Below are 21,368 nucleotides of genomic sequence, written 5' to 3'. Positions count from 1 at the left end.
GGCAGCTGGCGCCAGCCTCAGGCGCCGAAGCTCGAATCCCCCATCAGTCGCGACAGCCGCGCCGAAATCTCCTGGACGATGCCTTGCACCTCGTCCAGGCTGGGGTTGACCTTCTTGTCGATGCGTTCGATATAGGGCACATTGAGTGCAGCCAGCATGCGGTTGTTGGCCCCCATCACCGGATAGGACAGGTTGATCACGCCCCGGATCTGCCGGCTCTCCATGCGCGAATGCCCGCGCTTGCGGGTGTCCTCGATCTGCCGCATCAGCTGCGCCGTCCCGATCTCCTGCTCACCATCCATGCGCACATGCGCGGCCAGCATGCTGGCCTGTTCGGCCTGGTCGCGGAAGGCTAGCAGTACATGGCCGGAAGCCGTATCCGTCAGGCTCACCAGCGCCCCCACCTTGAGCCCGAAGGCCCAGCGTTCGGGGCTGTCCACCTGCGCCACCACGATCACCCGTCCGGCCTCATAGACTGTCAGATGCGTCGATTGCATGGATCGGTTGGCCAGTTCGCGCATGTGGGGCAGGGCGGTGCTGACCAGCGAGCGGATCGGCTGGTGATGGTGTGCCAGCTCGAACAGCTTCAGTGACAGCCGGTAGTGGTCGTTGTCGGCGATCAGGTAACCACGCTGCTCCAGCGTCACCACCATGCGGAAGATCTCGTTGACGCTGCGACCCAGCTGGCGCGAGATCTGGTTCAGCGTCAGCATCTGCTCCGAGCGGCTCAACAGTTCCAGGATATCCAGTCCCTTGTCCAGCGCTGGCGCGGCATAGCGCGTCTTGCCGCTGGTGCCGTCATGGCCGCTGTCGCTACCCATCTCATTGTCGTCGTTGATCGCGGCGGCGGCCGCTGCGGTCTGCAGCGCAGGGGCGTCGGAAGGATTGATTTTCCTGGTTCTGGGCATGGCAGCCTGGGTATCGTTAGCGGGCAGGAGGGCGGAAACAGAAGGGGGAATCCGCCGGTTTCTGGGGCCGGATTGTAGGGGATTTTTGATGGACGACGTGTTTTATTTGTAAAATTATTTTTTATAGATAGCTTTGATGCTACGGTGCTGACATCCCTAAATCGATATCGATCGATACCGAAACTTCATCGGGCCGGCCCGGCAATAAGAGGATAATCGAGGTTATGCTGTGTCGCTCACAGATAAAAACAAATTTTATTTGTGAGTAAAACGAACAAGGGGCCAGCCCCCGGAGACGACAACCGGCAGCCGCCCCCCAGCGGCCAGCCCGCCGACCAGCGGCAAGCAGAGGCAGCGCCCGAGCCCGAGGCGCCACCCGTCCCGCAGCGGCATCACGCTAGAGACCGATGACCAAGATTACCGCCATGCGCGTGCTGGACGTGCGCTTTCCCACTTCGCAATCACTGGACGGTTCGGATGCGATGAATCCGGACCCGGACTATTCCGCCGCCTACGTCATCCTCGACACCGACCACCCGCAACTGAAAGGCCACGGCCTGACCTTCACCATCGGTCGCGGCAATGAAATCTGCTGCGCCGCCATCCGCACCATGGAACATCTCGTGGTCGGTCTGGATCTGGAATGGATCGCCGCCGACATGTGCCGCTTCTGGCGTCACGTCACCTCCGACAGCCAGTTGCGCTGGATCGGCCCGGACAAGGGCGCCATCCACCTGGCCACCGGCGCGGTAGTCAATGCCGCCTGGGACCTGTGGGCCAAGGCCGAAGGCAAGCCGGTATGGAAGCTGGTGGCCGACATGACGCCCGAGGAGCTGGTACGCACCATCGACTTCCGCTACATCACCGATTGCATCACCCCCGATGAGGCCCTGGCGCTGCTGCGCGAGAAGGAAGGGGGCAAGGTCGAGCGCCTGCGTGTCCTGCAGCAGGAAGGCTATCCCTGCTACACCACCTCGGCCGGCTGGCTGGGCTATGACGATGCCAAGTTGCGCCGCCTGTGCCAGGAAGCCATCGACCAGGGCTTCAACCATGTCAAGCTCAAGGTCGGGCGCGACCTGGCCGACGACAAGCGTCGCGTCACCATCGCCCGTGAAGTACTGGGCCCGCAGCGTCACTTGATGATCGACGCCAACCAGGTCTGGGAAGTGGATCAGGCCATCGACTGGGTCAACCACCTGGCGTTTGCCAAGCCCTGGTTCATCGAGGAACCGACCAGCCCGGATGACGTGGAAGGTCACCGCAAGATCCGTGCAGGCATCGGCGCAGTCAAGGTCGCCACCGGCGAGATGTGCCAGAACCGTGTGCTGTTCAAGCAGTTCATCATGCGCGACGCCATCGACGTGGTGCAGATCGACTCCTGCCGTCTGGGTGGCGTCAACGAAATCCTGGCCGTCATGCTGATGGCCGCCAAGTACGGCAAGGTGGTCTGTCCGCATGCCGGCGGCGTGGGGCTGTGTGAATACGTGCAGCACCTGTCGATGATCGACTATCTGTGCATCTCCGGTTCCAAGGAGGGACGCGTGACCGAATACGTGGATCACCTGCATGAGCATTTCGTCGACCCCTGTGTGATCCGCAACGCGGCCTACATGCCGCCCAGCCTGCCTGGCTTCTCGATCGAGATGAAGCCGGAATCGCTGGAGCAGTACCGCTTTCGCGGCTAGCCCCCGGCAAGTGGCGGCGTCAGGAAATGATATAAAACATAACGGAGACTGAAGTGGATCTGAACCTGCAAGACAAGGTTGTCATCGTGACCGGCGGTGCCTCCGGCATTGGTGCGGCGATCAGCATGCAACTGGCCGCCGAAGGCGCCATTCCGGTGGTCTTTGCGCGTAGCGAACCGGAGCCGCAATTCTGGACCCGGCTGACCGCGCTGCAGCCGCACGCCACCCTGTTCCAGCTGGAATTGCAGGATGAAGCCCGCTGTGGCCAGGCCGTGGCCGAGACGGTGCAGCGCTTCGGTCGTCTGGACGGTCTGGTCAACAATGCCGGCGTCAACGACAGCGTCGGCCTGGAAGCTGGACGCGACCAGTTCGTCGCTTCGCTGGAACGCAATCTGATCCATTACTACGTGATGGCCCATTACTGCGTACCGCACCTGAAGGCTACGCGCGGCGCCATCGTCAATGTCTCGTCCAAGACCGCGCTCACCGGCCAGGGCAATACCAGCGGCTATTGCGCCTCCAAGGGCGCGCAGCTGTCGCTGACCCGGGAATGGGCGGCGGCATTGCTGGCCGACGGCGTGCGCGTGAATGCGCTGATCCCGGCCGAGGTGATGACGCCCCTCTATGAACGCTGGATCGCCACCTTCGAGCATCCGGAGGAAAAGCTCGCCGCCATCACCAGCAAGATCCCGCTGGGCAAGCGCTTCACCACCTCCGAGGAAATGGCGGACATGGCCGTCTTCCTGCTCTCCGGGCGCTCGTCGCATACCACCGGGCAGTGGATTTTCGTCGATGGGGGTTACACCCATCTCGACCGTGCCCTGAGCTGAGGCCCGTATGCGTACCGTGCTGGCACTGGACCTGAAGGACGACCCGGCGCTCATCGCCGAGTATGAACAGCATCACCGGCGCATCTGGCCCGAGATCGCGCAGCACCTGAAGCAGCAGGGGGTGACCGGCATGGAAATCTACCGTCTCGGTACCCGCATGATGATGGTGATGGAGACCGATGACGCCGTCTTCGACGCAGCAGCAATGGCAGCGGCGACCGACACCGATCCCCGCGTGCGCGCCTGGGAAGAATTGATGTGGCGCTTCCAGGCGCCCACACCCTGGACGCCGGCCGGACAGAAATGGGTGCCGATGACGCGCATCTTCGATCTGTCGCAGCAGCAGGATTAGGAACGCGTCGGCAGGGCCGCACCATGTGCGCTCAGTAGCAGTAGGCAAGCAGCAGGCAGCGACCGCAGAGTCGCGTCAATGATGGTCCAGGCAGCAAGGGCCGGCAATGCATCCGCATCCGAGGTGAGCATGCAACAAGATAACGAGACATCCAGACCATCCCCCGCAGCGACGCCCCCGCTGATCGCGCTGCGTAACGTCAGCAAGCGCTTTCCCGGCGTACTGGCGCTGGACAATTGCCAGTTCGACCTGGTCGCCGGCGAGGTACACGCCCTGATGGGCGAGAACGGCGCCGGCAAGTCGACGCTGATGAAAATCCTTTCCGGCGTCTACCAGTGCGACAGCGGCGAGATCCTCCTCGACGGCAAACCGGTGCAGATCGGTGAGCCGCGCCAGGCGCAGGCGTTGGGCATCGGCATCATCCATCAGGAACTGAACCTGATGAACCACCTGTCGGCGGCGCAGAACATCTTTATCGGTCGCGAGCCGCGCAAGGCGTTCGGCCTGATCATTGATGAAGAGCAGTTGAATCGCCAGACCGCTGCCATCTTTGCCCGCATGCGCCTTGAGATGGACCCGCGCACGCCGGTGGGCGAACTGACCGTGGCGCGCCAGCAGATGGTGGAAATCGCCAAGGCCCTGTCCTTCGATTCACGCGTGCTGATCATGGACGAACCGACGGCGGCCTTGAACAACGCGGAGATCGCCGAGCTCTTCCGCATCATCCGCGACCTGCAGGCGCAAGGCGTGGGCATCGTCTATATCTCGCACAAGATGGACGAGCTGCGCCAGATCGCCGACCGCGTCAGCGTCATGCGCGATGGCCGCTACATCGCCACCGTGCCGATGCAGGGGACTTCCATGGACAGCATCATTTCCATGATGGTCGGCCGTTCGCTGGAAGGCGAGCAACGTACCCCGCCGGATACCTCCGCCAACGAGGTGGTGCTGGAAGTGCGCGGGCTCAACCGCGGCCGCGCCATCCGCGATGTCAGCTTCCAGTTGCGCAAGGGCGAGATCCTCGGCTTTGCCGGTCTCATGGGCGCCGGCCGCACCGAGGTGGCGCGCGCCATCTTCGGTGCCGACCCGCTGGAGTCCGGCGAGATCATCATCCACGGTGGCAAGGCCGTAATCCGCCAGCCGGCCGATGCCGTGGCGCATGGCATTGGTTATCTTTCTGAAGACCGCAAGCACTTCGGGCTGGCGGTGGGCATGGATGTGCAGGCCAACATCGCGCTCTCCAGCATGGGCCGTTTCACCCGCGCCGGTTTCATGAACCAGCGTGCCATCCGTGAAGTGGCGCAGGGCTATGTGCGGCAACTGGCGATCAAGACGCCTTCGGTGGAACAGCAGGCGCGCCTGCTCTCGGGTGGCAATCAGCAGAAGATCGTGATTGCCAAGTGGCTGCTACGGGACTGCGACATCCTGTTCTTCGATGAACCCACGCGCGGCATCGACATCGGCGCCAAGAGCGAAATCTACAAGCTCCTTGACGCCCTGGCCGAGCAGGGCAAGGCGATCGTGATGATCTCCTCTGAACTGCCGGAGGTCTTGCGCATGAGCCATCGCGTACTGGTGATGTGCGAAGGTCGCATCACCGGCGAGCTCACTCGCGCCGAGGCGACCCAGGAAAACATCATGCAACTGGCCACGCAGCGCGAACCGGCGGTGGCGCACTAGCCGGTCGGGCCGCACTGCGATCCAACCCCTATCAGAGACCAGAACCATCATGGCAAACAACATCCATTCCGCAGCGTCCGCATCCACCATGGCCAATACCGCTTCCTCCTCGGGCCTGCGCGCCCGCCTGTTCAACCCGGCCGCTCGCCAGAAGCTGCTGGCCTTCGCCAGCCTGCTCTTGCTGATCGTGTTCTTCAGCGTCGCCTCGCCCAATTTCATGGAGGTGGACAACCTGGTCAGCATCCTGCAATCGACTGCCGTCAACGGCGTGCTGGCCATTGCCTGCACCTACGTCATCATCACTTCCGGCATCGACCTGTCGGTGGGCACCATGATGACTTTTTGCGCCGTCATGGCCGGGGTGGTGCTGACCAACTGGGGCATGCCGCTGCCGCTGGGCATCGCCGCCGCCATCTTCTTCGGTGCGCTCTCGGGCTGGGTTTCCGGCATGGTGATCGCCAAGTTGAAGGTGCCGCCCTTCATCGCCACGCTGGGCATGATGATGTTGCTCAAGGGGCTGTCGCTGGTGATTTCCGGTACCCGGCCGATCTACTTCAACGATACCGAGGGTTTCTCGGCCATTGCCCAGGATTCGCTGATCGGCGACCTGATCCCGGCGCTGCCGATTCCCAATGCGGTGCTGATCCTGTTCCTGGTGGCCATCGGCGCTTCCATCATCCTCAACAAGACAGTGTTCGGCCGCTATACCTTCGCCCTGGGCAGCAACGAGGAAGCGCTGCGCCTGTCGGGCGTGAAGGTGGATTTCTGGAAGGTTGCGGTCTACACCTTCTCCGGCGCCATCTGCGGCATCGCCGGCCTGATCATCGCGTCCCGCCTGAACTCGGCGCAGCCGGCGCTGGGCCAGGGTTACGAGCTGGACGCCATTGCCGCCGTGGTGATCGGCGGCACCTCGCTCTCCGGTGGCACCGGCACCATCATGGGCACCATCATCGGCGCCTTCATCATGAGCGTGCTGGTCAACGGCCTGCGCATCATGTCGGTGGCGCAGGAGTGGCAGACGGTGGTGACCGGGGTGATCATCATCCTGGCGGTCTACCTCGACATCCTGCGCCGTCGTCGTCGTGCCTGAACCGGTATCCACATCAGCCACAGCAGCAGTATTCGCAGTAGCAATGCAAGCCCCGCCGGGCAACGCCAATGTCCGGCACTCCATCATCGATAACAAAAGGAGACTTACCGTGTTCAAGAAACAACTACTGGGCGCTGCCCTGGGCCTGGCCTTCGCTGTCGGCGGTTCGGCCGCACAGGCGCAGGAAGTGTATGTGCCGCTCATTTCCAAGGGCTTCCAGCACCAGTTCTGGCAGGCCGTGAAGGCCGGCGCCGACCAGGCCGGCAAGGATCTGAAGGTGAAGGTCACCTTCGAAGGTCCCGAGACCGAAGCCATGGTCGACAAGCAGATCGACATGCTCTCCGCCGCGCTGGCCAAGAAGCCGCAGGCCATCGGTTTTGCCGCGCTGGACAGCAAGGCCGCCATCCCGCTGCTGAAGAAGGCGCAGGCCGCCAAGATCCCGGTGGTGGCCTTCGACTCGGGCGTGGATAGCGACATCCCGGTCACCACTGCCACCACCGACAACCGTGCTGCCGCTGCACTGGCGGCCGACAAGATGGCCGAGCTGGTTGGCAAGGAAGGCGAAGTGGCCGTGGTCGCCCACGACCAGACCAGCCGCACCGGCATCGACCGCCGCGACGGCTTCCTGGAACGCATCAAGGCCAACTATCCCAAGATCAAGGTGGTCAGTGTGCAATATGGCGCCGGCGACCAGTTGAAGTCCACCGAGGTCACCAAGTCCATCCTGCAGGCCTATCCCAAGATCAAGGGCATCTTCGGTACCAACGAAGGTTCGGCCATCGGTGTGGTCAATGGCGTCAAGGAAATGAAGCGCAAGATCGTCATCATCGGCTATGACTCCGGCAAGCAGCAGAAGGATGCGATCCGCGAAGGCGTGATGGCCGGCGCCATCACCCAGAACCCGGTGGGCATCGGCTACAAGACCGTGGAAGCGGCGGTCAAGGCAATCAAGGGCGAGAAGCTGCCCAAGGTCATCGATACCGGCTTCTACTGGTACGACAAGAGCAACATCGACGACGCCAAGATCGCGGCTGTGCTGTACGACTGATCTTGACGTGACGTGACGGGAGGGCGTCGCCAGCGGCGGCGCCTTGCCGTTTTCCTGTTTCTGGTGTTTTTGTATTCCCCTGCCGGTTGTGCGCAATGCAGACCGGCAATCCTGCGCCGTCCTGCCCCTCGAAGAGACCATCATGAAGCCGCATCGCATCGACGCCCATCAGCATTTCTGGTTCTACCAGCCCGACGCCTACCCCTGGATCGGCCGCGGCATGGAACTGTTGGCCTGCGACCGCACGCCCGGCCAATTGCAGCCCGTGCTGGTCGCCGAAGGGCTGGAACAGTCCATCGCCGTGCAGGCGCGCGCCGGTCGCGACGAAACCGAATTCCTGCTGGATCTGGCGCGCGGTAACCGACGTATCGCCGGGGTAGTCGGCTGGGAAGACCTCGCTTCGCCGCACCTGGCGGCCAATGTGGAGCGATGGGGAAGTGACAAGCTGGTGGGCTTTCGCCACCAGCTGCAGGATGAGGCCGACGTAAGTACCTTTGTCGAAGCACCGGCCTTCAATACCGGCATCGGCTGGCTGCAACGGCGCGGCCTGGTCTATGACGTGCTGATCTATGCGCGCCAGATGCCCGAAGTGCAAGCCTTCTGCGCCCGCCATGATCGCCACTGGCTGGTGCTGGATCACCTGGGCAAGCCGGCCCTGGCCGATTTCGGCAAGAGCGAGGCGGTCTTCGCCGACTGGAAGCGCCACCTGCGCGCCCTGGCAGCCTTGCCGCACGTGGCCTGCAAGCTATCGGGGCTGGTCACGGAGGCCGACTGGCAGCGTGGTCTGCGTCAGAAGGATTACGACAATATCGTCCTCTGCCTGGATGCGGCGCTGGACGCCTTCGGCCCGCAGCGCCTGATGTTCGGCTCGGACTGGCCGGTCTGCCTGCTGGCCGCCTCCTATGCCAAGGTGGCCGCCGTGGTGCGGGAGTGGGCCGCGACCCGGCTGTCGGCGTCCGAACAGGAGCTGTTGTGGGGGCAGACGGCCGCGCGCTGCTACGGCCTGGGCTAGGCCCTAATCCCGTGTGAAACCGTTGAAGGCCACGTGCAGCATGTACTTCACGATGTCTTCGGTACTCATCTTGCTGAACTTCTGCAGGTAGTCCACCGCCGGATCACAGGTGCGGGCGTAGTAGCTGTACAGGATCACATCGCTGGGCAGCGCGGCGTCGAGTTCGCCGCTTTTCTGTGCTTCCTTGACCAGCTTTTCCAGCTGGCCGTTGAGCTTGAGCACCCGCATCACATACTTGACGTTGCGCATGAGCATGTCGCGCACCGGTGTACTGGTGGAAGGCAGGAAGGGCAGGCCGCCCTCCAGCCGCACCCGCAGTGCCCATTCCAGCATCGCCTCCAGCTTGCCACGCGGGCTGGGAATGCCCTCCAGCTGCGCCAGCTGGTCGATGGCGCCATCGATGAGACGGATCATGGTCTCGCCGATCAATTCTTCCTTGGACTTGAAATGCTTGTACAGGCTGGGTTTGGAGATACCCACCGCACCGGCGACGTCGTCCATCGTCATCAGGTCATAGCCCTTGCTGCCCAGTACCGACGTGGCCGCATCCAGGATGGCGTTTTCCCGTAATTTGAAGGCTTGATCCTTGAAGCTCAGTTTGCCGAAAATACTCATTGGTAGTTTAAGTTACTAATTAGTAGATTTTATTTTTCTTTGGTAGTAATCTTAGCACCTAAATCGCGGCAGGGTAGAAATACTGAGACGCCAAAGCAGGCCAGCAGACAAAAAGAGTCCCGGCGGCAGGCGCCGCCCGGCCGAGGGCAACACCCCAATAACAAAGACATAGGTGGACAAGATTTCATGAATCCAGGTACAGCAGCCATCGAGCAGGCATCAGGACAGCGCATCGCCGTCATTGGCGCCGGCATTTCCGGCCTGGCCAGCGCCTATCTGCTGGCGCGCCGGCACCAGGTGGTGCTGTTCGAGTCCGCGCCCACCCTGGGTGGGCATGCCAATACCGTGGACATCGCGCCGCAGGGCGTACCGTTCCCGGTCGATACGGGTTTCCTGGTCTTCAATGACTGGACCTATCCCAACCTGATCGCCCTGTTCGATGAATTGAAGGTCGAGACCTACGACACCGACATGTCCTTCGGCGTCTCGATGGATGAGGGCCGCTTTGAATGGGCCGGCACCAATCTGGACACCGTCTTCGCCCAGCGCAAGCGCCTGCTGCAGCCCTCCTTCCTGGGCATGCTGCGCGACATCCTGCGCTTCAACCGTGCCGCCCACGCCAACCTGGCGGCTTGCGACGGGCATCCCGTGAGCCTGCGCCAGTTGCTCAAGGACGGCCGCTACGGTGCCCTGTTCAGCGATGCCTACCTGATCCCCATGGCGGCCGCCATCTGGTCCAGTTCGCCCTCGGACATCCTGGACTTCCCGGCCGCCACTTTCCTGCGCTTCTGCATCAATCACGGCCTGCTGCAGGTGAACAATCGCCCCCGCTGGCGCACCGTGCGCGGCGGTTCGCGCCAGTATGTACGTCGCATCGCCGCCACCCTGGAAGATGTGCGCCTGGGCAGCCGCCTGGAGAGCGTCACCCGCAATGAGCGCGGCGTGCTGGTACGCAGCGGTGGCGCCGAACCACGCGAGGAACAGTTCGACGCCGTCGTCTTCGCCACCCATGCCCCGCAGACCCTGGCCCTGTTGCAGGACGCCACTATCGAGGAACATCAGGTGCTCTCGGCCGTGCGTTACCAGGCCAATACCGCCTGGCTGCATGGCGACACGACCCTCATGCCGCTGCTGCCCAAGGTCTGGTCGGCCTGGAATTACCTGGGCTCGCGCCACGACGACGGCAGTCGCGCCGTCTGCGTGAGCTACTGGCTGAACCGTCTGCAGGACCTGCCTTGCAAGAGCGACGTCATCCTCACCCTGAACCCGCCGCAGGCCCCGAATCCGGCCACCGTGATGGGTCGCTTCGACTACGAACATCCGGTCTTCGACCAGCCCGCCATCGACGCCCAGCAGCGCCTGCCCCAGATCCAGGGCCGTCACCGGGCCTGGTTCGCCGGCGCCTGGACCGGCTATGGCTTCCATGAAGACGGCCTGAAGTCGGCGCTGCGGGTGAGCCAGCATTTCGGCGTGCTGCCGCACTGGGCGGTCCTATGAACGACTCGCGCGCTTCGCATGCCGATGCCGCCGCGCTGCTGCTGAGCGGACAGGTGATGCACCAGCGCCTGCGCCCGGTGCGGCACCGCTTCGTCTATCCGGTCTTTTGCGTGCGCCTGGACCTGGCACGCATGGCTGAGGCGGGCAATGCCTGGTTTGGCGTGGATCGTCGGCGCCTGATGTGCGTGCGTACCCGCGACTATGGCCCGCGTGACGGCAGCGACCTCGGTACCTGGGTGCGCGGCCATTTGCAACAGGCCGGCCTGCCGCACGATGGCACGATCTGGCTGCAGACCTTCCCGCGCCTGTTCGGCTTTGTCTTCAACCCGGTCAGCTTCTTCCTCTGTCATGACCGCGACGGCGCCTTGCGTGCCGTTTTGGCCGAAGTCAACAGCACCTTTGGCGAAACCCAGCACTACCTGCTGTCGGCTCCGCAGCAGGGCGTCATCGACGAGCACACCCGCCTGCACTGCAACAAGCTGATGCATGTCTCGCCCTTCTGCGAGGTCCGTGGCTTCTATCGCTTCCGCTTTCGCGACCATGCTGCCCGCGAGAGGGGGCAGGGTGAGCAGGGTGGCCAGGACGCGACCGCCTTCGTCGGCATCGATTACTACGACCTCGGCCAGCCTGCCGAGGTGAGCACCGGCCTGCAGCCGCTGATGCGCACCTCCATCGGCGGCCGTCTGCAGCCCCTGACCGCCGCCTCGGCCTTCGCCGCACTGTGCGCGCAGCCGCTGCTTACCCTGGGTGTGGTCGCCCGCATTCACTGGCAAGCCTTGCTGCTGTGGCGCAAGCGCGTGCCCTGGTTCAGCAAGCCCGAACGCAATAGCCCCACAGGAGCACCCTCCGGAAAGGAAACCCTATCGTGAACCATAGCCCCGCATTGCAGACCTCCGGCCGGCGCATCGGCGCACGCCTTGGCTCCATTTCGACCCGCCTGTTCCTGGCGATGCTGGAACGCCTGAACCACGGTCACCTGGAACTGATCACGCCGCACGGCACCACCCTGACCTTCGGCGACCTGCGCCAGCCGCCCAGCGCACAGCTACGCATCCTCGACTGGCGTGCCTGCGGTGCCATCCTGCGTGCCGGCGACATCGGTTTCGGCGAAGCCTACGGCAACGGCTGGGTGGATACCCCGGACCTGGCCGCGCTGCTGCGCCTGGCCATGCGCAACCGCAAGGCGCTTTCCAGCGCCGTCGAAGGCGGGCGCCTGGCCTCCTGGTGGTATCGCCTGCGACACCTGCTGCGCTCCAACACCCGCACCGGCAGCCGCCGCAACATCCACGCGCATTACGACCTGGGCAATGATTTCTACCAGCTGTGGCTGGACCCCAGCATGACCTACTCCAGCGCCATCTTCAGCCAGCCCGGCCAGAGCCTGGCCTCGGCACAGGCCGCCAAGTACCAGCGCATCATCGACCAGCTCGGTCTGCGCAGCGGCGACCGCGTGCTGGAAATCGGCTGCGGCTGGGGTGGCTTCGCCGAACATGCGGCGCGCCTGGGCATCCGCGTGCACGGCGTGACCATCTCGCCGGCGCAACTGGCCTTCGCTCAGGATCGCCTGCGCCATCAGCAGCTGGATCACCTGGCGCACCTGGAACTGTGCGACTACCGCGACCTGGACGGCCAATACGATGCCATCGTCTCCATCGAGATGTTCGAAGCCGTCGGCGAGCGTTTCTGGCAGACCTACTTCGACACCGTTGCCGCGCGCCTGAAGGCCGGCGGCCGCGCCCTGATCCAGTCGATCACCATTGATGAAGCCGTCTTCGAACGCTACCGCGACAGCGCCGACTTCATCCGCGAATTCATCTTCCCCGGCGGCATGCTGCCCAGCCACGAGCGCTTCTCGCTTAGCGCCCAGCGCGCCGGCCTGGCCACCCGCGACCGCTTCCATTTCGGACGCGACTATGCCGAGACCCTGCGCCGCTGGAACGAGACCTTCCAGGCCCGGCGCGAGACCATCGCCGCCCAGGGCTTCGATGAACGCTTCCGCCGCCTGTGGCAGCTGTATTACGTGTTCTGTGAAGTCGGCTTCGACGAAGGCCAGACCGATGTGGTGCAATTCCTCTTACAGAAGGAGTGAGTCATGGATGCCATCGCAATGCGCAAGGACGCCCGGGCGCGTCGGGGGGGCTGGCTGGCCTTGATCATGCTTGCCGTACTGGCACTGGCGCTGACCGGATGCGCCTCGCAGCAGCTGTCCGACTATGCCGGCAAGACGCCGGTGTTCGATCCCGCGGTGTTCTTCAAGGGCCGCACCGAAGCGTGGGGCATGTTCCAGAAGCGCGGTGGTGAGGTGGCCCGGCGCTTCCATGTCGTGGTCACCGGCAGCGTCGAGGGCAATACCCTGACCCTGGATGAGCGCTTCCGCTATGACGACGGCCAGACCCAGACCCGCGTCTGGACCCTGGTGCGTCAGCCCGACAACAGCTGGCGCGGAAGCGCCGGTGACGTCATCGGCGAGGCCATCGGCCACACCGCCGGCAACGCCCTGCACTGGAACTATACGTTGCTGCTGCCGGTGGACGACAAGCAATACGAAGTCCAGATGGATGACTGGATGTACCAGATGGACGAGCGCACCCTCATCAACCGCACCAGCATGCGCAAGTTCGGGGTTGAAGTCGGCCAGGTCACGCTGTTCTTCCGCAAGGAGGGGGTATGAGCATCCACACCAGTCCGCTGCCCAAGCAGGCCGCATCCGAGCGTGCCCCGATCTCGCGACCGGCGGTCCTGTTCGGTCCCATGAACCAGCCGGTCAGTGACCTGCGCGGCCTGCGCATCTGGCTGGTCGGCGCCTCCAGCGGCATCGGCGCCGAACTGGCGCGCCAGGCCCTGCAGGCCGGTGCGCGCGTGGCGCTGTCGGCACGCCGGGGCGACGTATTGCAGGAGGTGGCCGCAGGTCACAAGAATGCCCTCATCGCCCCGCTCGACGTGCTCTGCCACGATGCCTGGCGCGACCAGCATGCGCGCATCCTGGAGGCCTTCGGCGGCATCGACCTGCTGGTCTTCTGTGCCGCCAAATACCGGCCCGAACGCAGCTGGGAAGTACAGGAAGACGAAGCCGAGCACACCATCCGCACCAATCTCGCCAGCGTCTATTCGGCGCTCGGTGCGGCACTGCCGGACATGCTGGCCCGCGGCAGCGGCGGCATTGCCCTGGTAGCCAGCGTGGCCGGTTATGTCGGCCTGCCCGGCGCGAGCGTCTATGGTCCGGGCAAGGCGGCCCTGATCAACCTGGCGGAAATCCTCTACAGCGACCTGCGACCCAAGGGCTTGAACGTCTATCTGGTCAATCCGGGTTTCGTGAAGACCGACCTGACCGACAAGAACGACTTCCCCATGCCGGCCATCCAGACCCCGCAGCAAGCCGCCAGCGCCATCTGGCGCGGCATTGCCGAGGGTCGCTTCGAGATCCATTTCCCGCTGCGCTTTACGGCCTGGCTGAAGCTGCTGCGGCTCTTGCCGTTCCGCCTGCGCTTCATGCTGTTCCAGCGCTTCCTGCTGAACTGAATTGACTGAATGACTGAGTCGAGTGAATTGACGATGCAGAACCTGGACCGATTACTGCAATGGTATGCCGCGCTGGATCGCGCCAGCCTGGAGCGCATCGACGAGTTCTATGCGCCACAGGCCCTGTTCAAGGACCCCTTCAACGACGTCAAGGGCGTGCGCTCGATCCGGGCCATCTTCGCGCACATGTTCGCCACCACCGATGATCCGCGTTTCGTGATCCTGGAGCGCATGGGGCAGGGCGAGCAGGGCTTCGCCACCTGGCGTTTCGAGTTCCGGCTCAAGGGACGTTTCTATACTGTGCTGGGGGCGACGCATTTCCGCTTCGATGAGGCGGGACGGGTCAGCGAACATCGCGATTACTGGGATGCGGCTGAGGAGCTGTGGCAGAAACTGCCCGTCATCGGCGGGCCGGTCAAGTGGTTGCGGGGGCGGTTCAGGGCGACCGGGCATTGAGCGGCCGCCCTGTTGGATGTCATTGCCAGAACGGCGAGGCTGCAGAGATCAGACCGGCGATGTACAGGGCGCCTTCGGCAAGCATGGGCAGGATGGGCATGTTGTTCTCCTTGGGTTGATGCCGTCAGCGGTTTGCGTCTGGCCATGTAGTCATCATGCCGTCGAGCCGTTACAGGTCGATTGCAGGAAACCACCCCCGGATTTCAATTGAAACAGTTCCGCCCGCCAGCCCGGTAGCGCAGGTCAGTCGGTGGTGCTGGGGCTCCAGAATGCCTGCTTCACCGCCGGCAGGGCCAGCAGGCGCTCGATCAGCGCGTCCAGTTCGTCGCCATCGACCGAGGTAGCCGCCAGGGTCGCCTCGATTTCCACCTCGTCTTCGGCAAAAGGCCGCACCTCCAGGTCGTGCAGGGGATAGCGGCTTTGCTCCAGCATGTCGGTCACGGCAGCCAGCACACGCTTCTGGTGCTCGCTCTCCACGATCAGGTGCAGGGTGTTGGTCACTTCCACCGACGGCACATCCAGCGGCTTGCGGTTGATGGTATTGACCACCGGACGCAGCAGCGTATTGGCCGCCAGCACAAAGACGGTCGCCAGGATCGCCTCCAGAAGCAGGTCGGCGCCCGCCGCCGCCCCCACCGCCGCCGAGCCCCACAAGGTCGCGGCGGTATTGATGCCGCGCACATTGCCTTCTTCGCGCATGATCACGCCCGCGCCCAGGAAACCCACCCCCGACACCACATAGGCCACCACATGCACCGCGCCCTCATGGCCGCCCATGCGATTGGCCATGTCCACGAAGACCGCCGCGCCCAGTGCCACTAGGACATTGGTGCGCAGACCGGCAGTGCGTTGCCGGTACTGGCGTTCCAGCCCGATCAGACCGCCCAGGATGAAGGCCGCAGTCAGGCTGATGAGGGTATCGAGCAGGGAAGCGAGATTGATGTTGGCGAGAATTTGCATGGAGATCAGGTCTGGACGATGTGGAAGGGCAGGGCCGCTGCGCAATGGTGCGCGATGATGCCGGACAAATGCAACAGGCGCGTGACAAGCGGACCTGGCGTATACGCTGCAAGCGTGGCCGGCAAGGCCTACAATCCGGGGTTCCGCCTTCTCGGGCAGCAAGACGACTTATCCACAAGGAGTTTCCATGAGCAGCAAAGTAGCCCTGATCACCGCCGCCGGCAGCGGCATGGGCGCCGCCGCGGCGCGTCGCCTGGCGGCCGACGGTTTCCAGGTTGGCATTCTTTCCTCGTCCGGCAAGGGCGAGGCGCTGGCCGCCGAACTGGGCGGCATCGGCGTGACCGGTTCCAATCAGTCAGTGGACGACCTGCAACGCCTGGTGGACCTGGCCGTGCAACGCTGGGGCCGCGTCGATGTGCTGGTCAACAGCGCCGGCCACGGCCCGCGCGCGCCCATTCTCGACATCACCGACGAGGACTGGCATCGCGGCATGGATACCTACCTGCTCAACGTGATCCGCCCCACGCGCCTGGTCACGCCACTGATGCAGCAGGCCGGCGGTGGCGCCATCATCAACATTTCCTCGGCCTGGGCCTTCGAGCCGTCCGACATGTTCCCGACCTCGGCCGTGTTCCGCGCTGGCCTGGCCGCCTTCACCAAACTCTTCGCCGACAAGTACGCCCCTGACAACATCCGCATCAACAATGTCCTGCCAGGCTGGATCGACAGCCTGCCGCAACGCGAAGAGCGCCGCGCCGGCGTGCCCATGCAGCGCTACGGCACCAGCGACGAAGTGGCGGCCACCATCGCCTTCCTGGCCTCGCCCGGCGCGGGCTACATCACCGGCCAGAACCTCAGGGTCGATGGCGGGCTGATGCGTTCGGTCTGAGGGCGCTACCCGCCATGGCCGCGTATGCGGGCCATGGCGGGTGCTGCACTGCATCGTTTTTCATTCTTCCTGTTGTTTCCTGCAAAAAAGTATCGGTCGTCCGGCGCTGGTGATGTAGAAGCCGCACCTGGCGGGAACTAAGATGCGGTCAATGACAGAAACTGCCAACTTCGAGTTGCCAGTTTCGATAAAGAAAATGCTCTCGATTGAGAGGAGACACGATGCAACCCGACCTGGAACTGGTCCATATCCGTAAGGGCGAATCCTTCGCGGCCTGGATGCACGGCTACCCTTTCCGTACCGTGCGTTGGCATTACCATCCCGAATACGAAATCCATCTGGTGGTGGCCACCCGCGGCCGCTTCTATGTGGGCGACCACATCGGGGACTTTGCTCCGGGGCAACTGGTGATGACCGGTCCCAATCTTCCACAGAACTGGATTTCCGATATCGCCCCTGACGAAGTGGTGCCGGTGCGCTCGCTGGTGATCCAGTTTCCTGCGCAACTGGTGGACCAGTGCGCGGCCGGCATTGCCGAGATGGAAGCCATCATGCCGCTGCTGGAGCGCAGCCATCGCGGCCTGCTGTTCGACCAGGCCACCAGCGACACCGTGCGTCCGCTGATGCAGCGCCTCATCGATCAGCGTGGCTTGAAGCGCCTGGCCCTGTTTTGGGACATCCTCGACGTGCTGGCCAATGCCCCTGAGCCGGAGGTGCTGGCCAGCCTGTCCTACAAGCTGGACTTGTCGGACATGCAGGGCAGTGGCCTGAACCGCGCTATTGCCTACCTGCGCGAACATCTCACCGATGACATCGGCGAGCAGGACCTGGCCGACATGGTAGGCCAGCACCCGAGCAGTTTCTCGCGGGCCTTCAAGCGCCATACCGGCACCACGCTCGTGCGCTACAAGAACCAGTTGCGCGTCGATCTCGCCTGCCTGGCCCTGCTGACGCGGCCTGAGGCACGCATCACCGACATCTGCTACGAGACCGGTTTTTCCAACCTGTCCAATTTCAACCGTCATTTCCACCGGATCAAGGGCATGTCGCCCTCGGCATTTCGCAACACCTTTGCCACCAACAGCCTCTTTGCCGCTACCGGATAGTCAGGGCGGCGGCTGAGCTACGGAGCAGGTTTTCCCGGCTCGACATCTTCATCCGCGAACACATTCAAGGCAGCAATCACAGCATTCAGGAAAGCCTCCGCTTTCCGGAACAGGACAGGCATTGCCTGTCGCCCGCAAGAGCAATCCGAACGCCATCCGCAAGCAAGCACACTACCAACAACAATGGAGACTGCAATGAATAAAGCACTGACAAGCCTGGCCTTGGCCGGCGCCATCCTGGCCAGCTTCGGCACCACCCCGGCAAGCGCTCAGGAACTGGCCAAACTCAAGATCGGCATGAGCTTCCAGGAAATGAACAACCCCTATTTCGTCTCCATGAAGAAGGCCCTGGACGATGCCGCCAAGTCCTTCGGCGCCAAGGTCATCGTTACCGATGCCGCCCACAACGTGGCCAAGCAGCTCGCCGACATCGAAGACATGCTGCAACAGAACATCGACATCCTGCTCATCAATCCCACCGACTCGGCCGGGGTGGAGGCCGCCGTCAAGGCCGCCAAGGCGCGCAATGTGATCGTGGTGGCGGTCGATGCCAACGCCGCTGGTCCGGTGGACATGTTCGTCGGCTCCAAGAACAAGGACGCCGGCTACCAGTCCTGCCGTGCGCTGGCCGATGCCATCGGTGGCAAGGGGGAAGTGGCCATCCTCGACGGCATCCCGGTGGTCCCCATCCTGCAGCGCGTGGAAGGCTGCAAGCAGGCCCTGGCGGAATACAAGGACATCAAGCTGGTGGACAAACAGAACGGCCGCCAGGATCGCTCCATAGCGCTCGGCGTGGTGGAGAACATGATCCAGTCCAAGCCCAACCTGAAGGGCATCTTCTCCGTCAACGACGGTGGTGCCATGGGTGCGCTGGCCGCCATCCAGGGCAGCGGCAAGGACATCAAGCTGACCTCGGTGGATGGCGCGCCGGAGGCGATCAAGGCCATCGCCGATGGCGGCCCTTTCATCGAGACCACGGCGCAGTTCCCGCGTGACCAGGTGCGGGTGGGCCTGGCCATGGCGCTGGCCAAGAAGTGGGGCGCACGCGTAGTGCCCAAGGAAGTCCCCATCGACGTCATGCCGGTGACCAGGAAGAACGCCGCAGGTTTCAGCTGGTAAGCCGTCGGCGCGCCGCGCTTGCGCGTGCGCGCCTTTCTTTCCCTTGATGGAGGCAGCCATGCTCCAACTGACTGGTATCAAGAAGCACTTCGGCCCGGTGACGGTGCTGCGCGGCGTCGAGCTAGCGGCCAAGGCTGGCGAGGTCCACGCGCTGCTGGGTGAGAACGGCGCCGGCAAGTCCACGCTGATGAAGATCCTGTGCGGCATCGTCACCCCGGATGCAGGTGAAATTCGCATCGGTGGCCAGGTCTGTCGCTTTGCCAGCTACGATCAGGCCATCGCCGCCGGCATCGGCGTGGTGTTTCAGGAGTTTTCGCTCATCCCCTACCTGGACGCGGTGGACAACATGTTCCTGGCGCGCGAATTACGCAGCCCGCTGGGCCTGCTCAAGCGGGCCGCCATGCGGCGCCGGGCGGCGCAGATCATCGCGCAACTGGGTGTGGATATCCCGTTGGAAGTCCCTGTCTGCAAGCTCTCGGTGGCGCAGCAGCAGTTCGTGGAAATCGCCAAGGCGCTGGCGCTGGAAGCGCGCATCCTGGTGCTGGACGAACCGACCGCCACGCTGACCCCGTCGGAAGTCGCGCATCTGTTCAAGGTCATGCGCGGCCTGCGCGAGCAGGGAGTGGCGATCATCTTCATCTCGCACCATCTGGAAGAAATCTTCGAGATCGGCGACCGCATCACCGTCCTGCGCGATGGCGCCTACGTCGGCAGCTGCGCAGTCGCCGAGGTGGACCAGGCGCGGCTGGTGGAAATGATGGTGGGGCGCCGCATCGAGAACTGCTTTCCGCCCAAACCACTCAAGCAATCCGGAGCAACCGCCCAGGAGGTGCTGCTGGATGTGCATGAATTGCAGCTCCGGCGTCACAGTCCTGTGTCGCGCTTCCAGTTGCGGCGCGGCGAGATACTCGGCTTTGCCGGTCTGGTCGGTTCCGGCCGCAGCGAGACCGTGCTGGCCATGCTGGGTGCGCATCCCGCGCTGACCTGCAAGCTGTCCATGCATGGCGTGCCGCTACGCCTGGCCGATCCGGCCGCAGCCCTGCAGGCCGGTATCGGTCTGCTGCCGGAAAGTCGCAAGGAGCAGGGACTCATCACCAGTTTCCCCATCCTGCACAACATCTCGCTGAACAACTACGGCAAGTACCGCCTGGGCGGGTTATTTCTGGATCGCCGGCGTGAAGCAGAAGCCACCCGGGCGGCCATGCAGCGGGTGCGGGTCAAGGCGACGGATGCGGCAGCGCGGGTCGATACGCTGTCCGGTGGCAACCAGCAGAAGGTGGTGATTGCGCGCTGGATCAACCACGACATGCAGGTGCTGATCTTCGACGAGCCCACGCGGGGCATCGATGTCGGCGCCAAGGCCGAAATCTACCAGCTCATGCGCCAATTCACTGCGCAAGGCCATTCCATCATCATGATCTCTTCCGAGTTGCCGGAGGTGGTCGGCATGTCCGACCGGGTGTGCGTCTTCAAGGGCGGCGGCATCGTCGCCACGCTCGAAGGCGAGGCCGTCAATGCCGAAGAGATCATGACCCATGCCACCACGGGGAGACTCCACCATGCAGCCTGACTCAAACGCAAACACAAATGCCAACGCACATGCAATCCCAAGCGATGCCACCCCTGCACGCACGCCTTCCCGGGCTCGCTGGCGCGCCCTGGCCCATTCGCCACTGGCGCTGCCGCTGGCCGGACTGGTGGTGGTGTCGCTCCTGATGGGACTGGCCTCGGACAACTTCTTCACCGTCTCCAACTGGCTCAACGTGCTGCGGCAGGTATCCATCGTCGGCATCCTGGCCGTGGGCATGAGCTTCGTGATCCTCACCGGCGGCATCGACCTGTCGGTTGGCGCGGCCATGGCCCTGGCCGGCACGCTGTCGGCCGGACTGATCGTCAACAGCGGCCTGCCCGCGCCGGCGGCCCTGCTGGCCGGGGTGGCACTGGCGGTGGGTATCGGCCTGCTCAACGGAATATTGGTGGCCTGGGGGCGCATGCCGGCCATCATCGTCACGCTGGCCACCATGGGCGTGGCGCGCGGCGTCGGGCTGATCTATTCGGGGGGCTACCCGATCTCGGGTCTGCCGGGCTGGATTGCCTGGTTCGGGGTGGGGCGGATCGGCCCGATCCCGGTGCCGGTGATCCTCATGCTGCTGGTCTATGCAGTGGCCTGGGTGCTGTTGCAACGCACGCCATTCGGGCGCCACGTCTATGCCGTCGGCGGCAACGAGATGGCGGCGCGCCTGTCGGGCGTGAAGACGGCGCGCATCAAGCTGGCGGTGTATGCGATCTCCGGTTTTACCTCGGGTCTGGCGGCCATCATCCTGACCGGGCGCCTGATGTCCGGCCAACCCAACGCCGGTGTCGGCTTCGAGCTCGATGCGATTGCCGCCGTGGTGTTGGGTGGCACCGCCATTGCCGGTGGTCGCGGGCTGGTGCTGGGGACCCTGATCGGCGCGGTGTTGCTGGGCATCCTCAACAACGGCCTGAACCTGATGGGCATCAATCCCTACCTGCAGGACATCATCCGGGGCGTGATCATCCTGCTGGCCATCTATATCGCACGGGAATGGCGCTGAGTCCTTCCATGGCTTTTTGATCCCGC

At 63.8% G+C, this 21,368-nt stretch carries 21 protein-coding genes; 18 read left to right on the top strand and 3 right to left on the bottom strand.

The window, feature by feature from the left end:
- Nucleotides 1-17 precede the first annotated feature (17 nt).
- A complete protein-coding gene (locus tag BTM36_RS13275) occupies nucleotides 18-908 on the bottom strand; it encodes an IclR family transcriptional regulator (protein ID WP_077236641.1) in 891 nt (296 codons plus the stop codon).
- 407 nt (nucleotides 909-1,315) lie between these two features.
- Here BTM36_RS13275 and BTM36_RS13270 point away from each other — a divergent pair, with 407 nt between their 5' ends.
- From BTM36_RS13270 to BTM36_RS13240, 7 genes are all read left to right on the top strand, one after another.
- On the top strand, nucleotides 1,316-2,593 hold the full coding sequence (locus tag BTM36_RS13270; RefSeq protein ID WP_077236640.1) for an L-fuconate dehydratase: 1,278 nt from the start codon (nucleotides 1,316-1,318) through the stop codon (nucleotides 2,591-2,593).
- Nucleotides 2,594-2,646: 53 nt separating this feature from the next.
- Nucleotides 2,647-3,423 (top strand): SDR family oxidoreductase, encoded by a 777-nt coding sequence (locus BTM36_RS13265; RefSeq protein ID WP_006465186.1) that lies wholly within the window; start codon nucleotides 2,647-2,649, stop codon nucleotides 3,421-3,423.
- A 7-nt stretch (nucleotides 3,424-3,430) separates the two neighbouring features.
- Nucleotides 3,431-3,775, top strand: a complete 345-nt coding sequence (locus tag BTM36_RS13260) for an L-rhamnose mutarotase (protein WP_077236639.1) — start codon at nucleotides 3,431-3,433, stop codon at nucleotides 3,773-3,775.
- Nucleotides 3,776-3,904: 129 nt separating this feature from the next.
- Nucleotides 3,905-5,455 (top strand): sugar ABC transporter ATP-binding protein, encoded by a 1,551-nt coding sequence (locus BTM36_RS13255; RefSeq protein ID WP_077236717.1) that lies wholly within the window; start codon nucleotides 3,905-3,907, stop codon nucleotides 5,453-5,455.
- A 49-nt stretch (nucleotides 5,456-5,504) separates the two neighbouring features.
- Nucleotides 5,505-6,545 (top strand): ABC transporter permease, encoded by a 1,041-nt coding sequence (locus BTM36_RS13250; RefSeq protein ID WP_006465183.1) that lies wholly within the window; start codon nucleotides 5,505-5,507, stop codon nucleotides 6,543-6,545.
- A 109-nt stretch (nucleotides 6,546-6,654) separates the two neighbouring features.
- On the top strand, nucleotides 6,655-7,593 hold the full coding sequence (locus tag BTM36_RS13245) for an ABC transporter substrate-binding protein (RefSeq protein WP_006465182.1): 939 nt from the start codon (nucleotides 6,655-6,657) through the stop codon (nucleotides 7,591-7,593).
- Between the two features lie 142 nt (nucleotides 7,594-7,735).
- Nucleotides 7,736-8,605: an amidohydrolase gene (locus BTM36_RS13240; protein WP_077236638.1), complete on the top strand. Its 870-nt coding sequence runs from the start codon at nucleotides 7,736-7,738 to the stop codon at nucleotides 8,603-8,605.
- A gap of 3 nt (nucleotides 8,606-8,608) precedes the next feature.
- Here the strand turns inward: BTM36_RS13240 and BTM36_RS13235 are convergent, their stop codons facing one another.
- Nucleotides 8,609-9,220 carry a TetR/AcrR family transcriptional regulator gene (locus BTM36_RS13235; RefSeq protein ID WP_077236637.1) on the bottom strand — a complete coding sequence of 204 codons (612 nt, stop codon included), beginning with the start codon at nucleotides 9,218-9,220 and terminating at the stop codon, nucleotides 8,609-8,611.
- A 186-nt stretch (nucleotides 9,221-9,406) separates the two neighbouring features.
- Here BTM36_RS13235 and BTM36_RS13230 point away from each other — a divergent pair, with 186 nt between their 5' ends.
- Genes BTM36_RS13230 through BTM36_RS13205 form a run of 6 tightly spaced genes read left to right on the top strand, consistent with a single transcriptional unit; the run spans nucleotide 9,407 to nucleotide 14,692 of the window.
- Nucleotides 9,407-10,717: an NAD(P)/FAD-dependent oxidoreductase gene (locus BTM36_RS13230; RefSeq protein WP_077236636.1), complete on the top strand. Its 1,311-nt coding sequence runs from the start codon at nucleotides 9,407-9,409 to the stop codon at nucleotides 10,715-10,717.
- Nucleotides 10,714-11,586 carry a DUF1365 domain-containing protein gene (locus BTM36_RS13225; RefSeq protein WP_077236635.1) on the top strand — a complete coding sequence of 291 codons (873 nt, stop codon included), beginning with the start codon at nucleotides 10,714-10,716 and terminating at the stop codon, nucleotides 11,584-11,586. Before BTM36_RS13230 ends, BTM36_RS13225 begins: the two co-directional genes overlap by 4 nt.
- Nucleotides 11,583-12,806, top strand: a complete 1,224-nt coding sequence (locus BTM36_RS13220) for a cyclopropane-fatty-acyl-phospholipid synthase family protein (protein WP_006465176.1) — start codon at nucleotides 11,583-11,585, stop codon at nucleotides 12,804-12,806. The genes BTM36_RS13225 and BTM36_RS13220 overlap by 4 nt, the downstream gene beginning before the upstream one ends.
- A 3-nt stretch (nucleotides 12,807-12,809) precedes the next feature.
- A complete protein-coding gene (locus BTM36_RS13215; protein WP_077236634.1) occupies nucleotides 12,810-13,388 on the top strand; it encodes a DUF3833 domain-containing protein in 579 nt (192 codons plus the stop codon).
- A complete protein-coding gene (locus tag BTM36_RS13210; protein WP_077236633.1) occupies nucleotides 13,385-14,236 on the top strand; it encodes an SDR family NAD(P)-dependent oxidoreductase in 852 nt (283 codons plus the stop codon). The genes BTM36_RS13215 and BTM36_RS13210 overlap by 4 nt, the downstream gene beginning before the upstream one ends.
- A 33-nt stretch (nucleotides 14,237-14,269) precedes the next feature.
- Nucleotides 14,270-14,692: a nuclear transport factor 2 family protein gene (locus tag BTM36_RS13205; RefSeq protein ID WP_077236632.1), complete on the top strand. Its 423-nt coding sequence runs from the start codon at nucleotides 14,270-14,272 to the stop codon at nucleotides 14,690-14,692.
- A gap of 243 nt (nucleotides 14,693-14,935) precedes the next feature.
- On the opposite strand, the gene BTM36_RS13200 is transcribed toward BTM36_RS13205, so the two are convergent.
- On the bottom strand, nucleotides 14,936-15,652 hold the full coding sequence (locus BTM36_RS13200) for an MgtC/SapB family protein (protein ID WP_077236631.1): 717 nt from the start codon (nucleotides 15,650-15,652) through the stop codon (nucleotides 14,936-14,938).
- A gap of 187 nt (nucleotides 15,653-15,839) precedes the next feature.
- Between BTM36_RS13200 and BTM36_RS13195 the strand changes: the two genes are divergently transcribed.
- The 5 genes from BTM36_RS13195 (at nucleotide 15,840) to BTM36_RS13175 (ending at nucleotide 21,342) form a co-directional block, all read left to right on the top strand.
- Nucleotides 15,840-16,541, top strand: coding sequence for an SDR family oxidoreductase (locus BTM36_RS13195; protein WP_077236630.1), 702 nt, complete (start codon nucleotides 15,840-15,842; stop codon nucleotides 16,539-16,541).
- Nucleotides 16,542-16,762: 221 nt separating this feature from the next.
- Nucleotides 16,763-17,647 (top strand): AraC family transcriptional regulator, encoded by an 885-nt coding sequence (locus BTM36_RS13190; RefSeq protein WP_077236629.1) that lies wholly within the window; start codon nucleotides 16,763-16,765, stop codon nucleotides 17,645-17,647.
- 195 nt (nucleotides 17,648-17,842) lie between these two features.
- The gene (locus BTM36_RS13185; protein ID WP_077236628.1) at nucleotides 17,843-18,766 is read left to right on the top strand and encodes an ABC transporter substrate-binding protein; all 924 of its coding nucleotides are present in this window, start codon (nucleotides 17,843-17,845) and stop codon (nucleotides 18,764-18,766) included.
- Nucleotides 18,767-18,824: 58 nt separating this feature from the next.
- Nucleotides 18,825-20,336, top strand: coding sequence for a sugar ABC transporter ATP-binding protein (locus BTM36_RS13180; RefSeq protein ID WP_077236627.1), 1,512 nt, complete (start codon nucleotides 18,825-18,827; stop codon nucleotides 20,334-20,336).
- The gene (locus BTM36_RS13175; RefSeq protein WP_254426998.1) at nucleotides 20,326-21,342 is read left to right on the top strand and encodes an ABC transporter permease; all 1,017 of its coding nucleotides are present in this window, start codon (nucleotides 20,326-20,328) and stop codon (nucleotides 21,340-21,342) included. The genes BTM36_RS13180 and BTM36_RS13175 overlap by 11 nt, the downstream gene beginning before the upstream one ends.
- Nucleotides 21,343-21,368 lie beyond the last annotated feature (26 nt).

Source organism: Herbaspirillum sp. VT-16-41 (assembly GCF_001994935.1).
Lineage (GTDB): Bacteria > Pseudomonadota > Gammaproteobacteria > Burkholderiales > Burkholderiaceae_D > Herbaspirillum > Herbaspirillum frisingense.
Note: the sequence above shows the minus strand (reverse complement) of the source record. Positions and strands in the feature narration are given on the sequence as shown.

Bases quoted from the DNA above. Each gene is read 5' to 3' on its own strand.
- BTM36_RS13190 (WP_077236629.1), top strand. From the start codon at position 16,763: ATGCAACCCGACCTGGAACTGGTCCATATCCGTAAGGGCGAATCCTTC.
- BTM36_RS13235 (WP_077236637.1), bottom strand. From the start codon at position 9,220: ATGAGTATTTTCGGCAAACTGAGCTTCAAGGATCAAGCCTTCAAATTA.
- BTM36_RS13270 (WP_077236640.1), top strand. From the start codon at position 1,316: ATGACCAAGATTACCGCCATGCGCGTGCTGGACGTGCGCTTTCCCACT.
- BTM36_RS13180 (WP_077236627.1), top strand. From the start codon at position 18,825: ATGCTCCAACTGACTGGTATCAAGAAGCACTTCGGCCCGGTGACGGTG.
- BTM36_RS13175 (WP_254426998.1), top strand. From the start codon at position 20,326: ATGCAGCCTGACTCAAACGCAAACACAAATGCCAACGCACATGCAATC.
- BTM36_RS13200 (WP_077236631.1), bottom strand. From the start codon at position 15,652: ATGCAAATTCTCGCCAACATCAATCTCGCTTCCCTGCTCGATACCCTC.
- BTM36_RS13240 (WP_077236638.1), top strand. From the start codon at position 7,736: ATGAAGCCGCATCGCATCGACGCCCATCAGCATTTCTGGTTCTACCAG.
- BTM36_RS13205 (WP_077236632.1), top strand. From the start codon at position 14,270: ATGCAGAACCTGGACCGATTACTGCAATGGTATGCCGCGCTGGATCGC.
- BTM36_RS13185 (WP_077236628.1), top strand. From the start codon at position 17,843: ATGAATAAAGCACTGACAAGCCTGGCCTTGGCCGGCGCCATCCTGGCC.
- BTM36_RS13210 (WP_077236633.1), top strand. From the start codon at position 13,385: ATGAGCATCCACACCAGTCCGCTGCCCAAGCAGGCCGCATCCGAGCGT.
- BTM36_RS13215 (WP_077236634.1), top strand. From the start codon at position 12,810: ATGGATGCCATCGCAATGCGCAAGGACGCCCGGGCGCGTCGGGGGGGC.
- BTM36_RS13230 (WP_077236636.1), top strand. From the start codon at position 9,407: ATGAATCCAGGTACAGCAGCCATCGAGCAGGCATCAGGACAGCGCATC.
- BTM36_RS13260 (WP_077236639.1), top strand. From the start codon at position 3,431: ATGCGTACCGTGCTGGCACTGGACCTGAAGGACGACCCGGCGCTCATC.
- BTM36_RS13275 (WP_077236641.1), bottom strand. From the start codon at position 908: ATGCCCAGAACCAGGAAAATCAATCCTTCCGACGCCCCTGCGCTGCAG.
- BTM36_RS13255 (WP_077236717.1), top strand. From the start codon at position 3,905: ATGCAACAAGATAACGAGACATCCAGACCATCCCCCGCAGCGACGCCC.
- BTM36_RS13195 (WP_077236630.1), top strand. From the start codon at position 15,840: ATGAGCAGCAAAGTAGCCCTGATCACCGCCGCCGGCAGCGGCATGGGC.
- BTM36_RS13225 (WP_077236635.1), top strand. From the start codon at position 10,714: ATGAACGACTCGCGCGCTTCGCATGCCGATGCCGCCGCGCTGCTGCTG.
- BTM36_RS13250 (WP_006465183.1), top strand. From the start codon at position 5,505: ATGGCAAACAACATCCATTCCGCAGCGTCCGCATCCACCATGGCCAAT.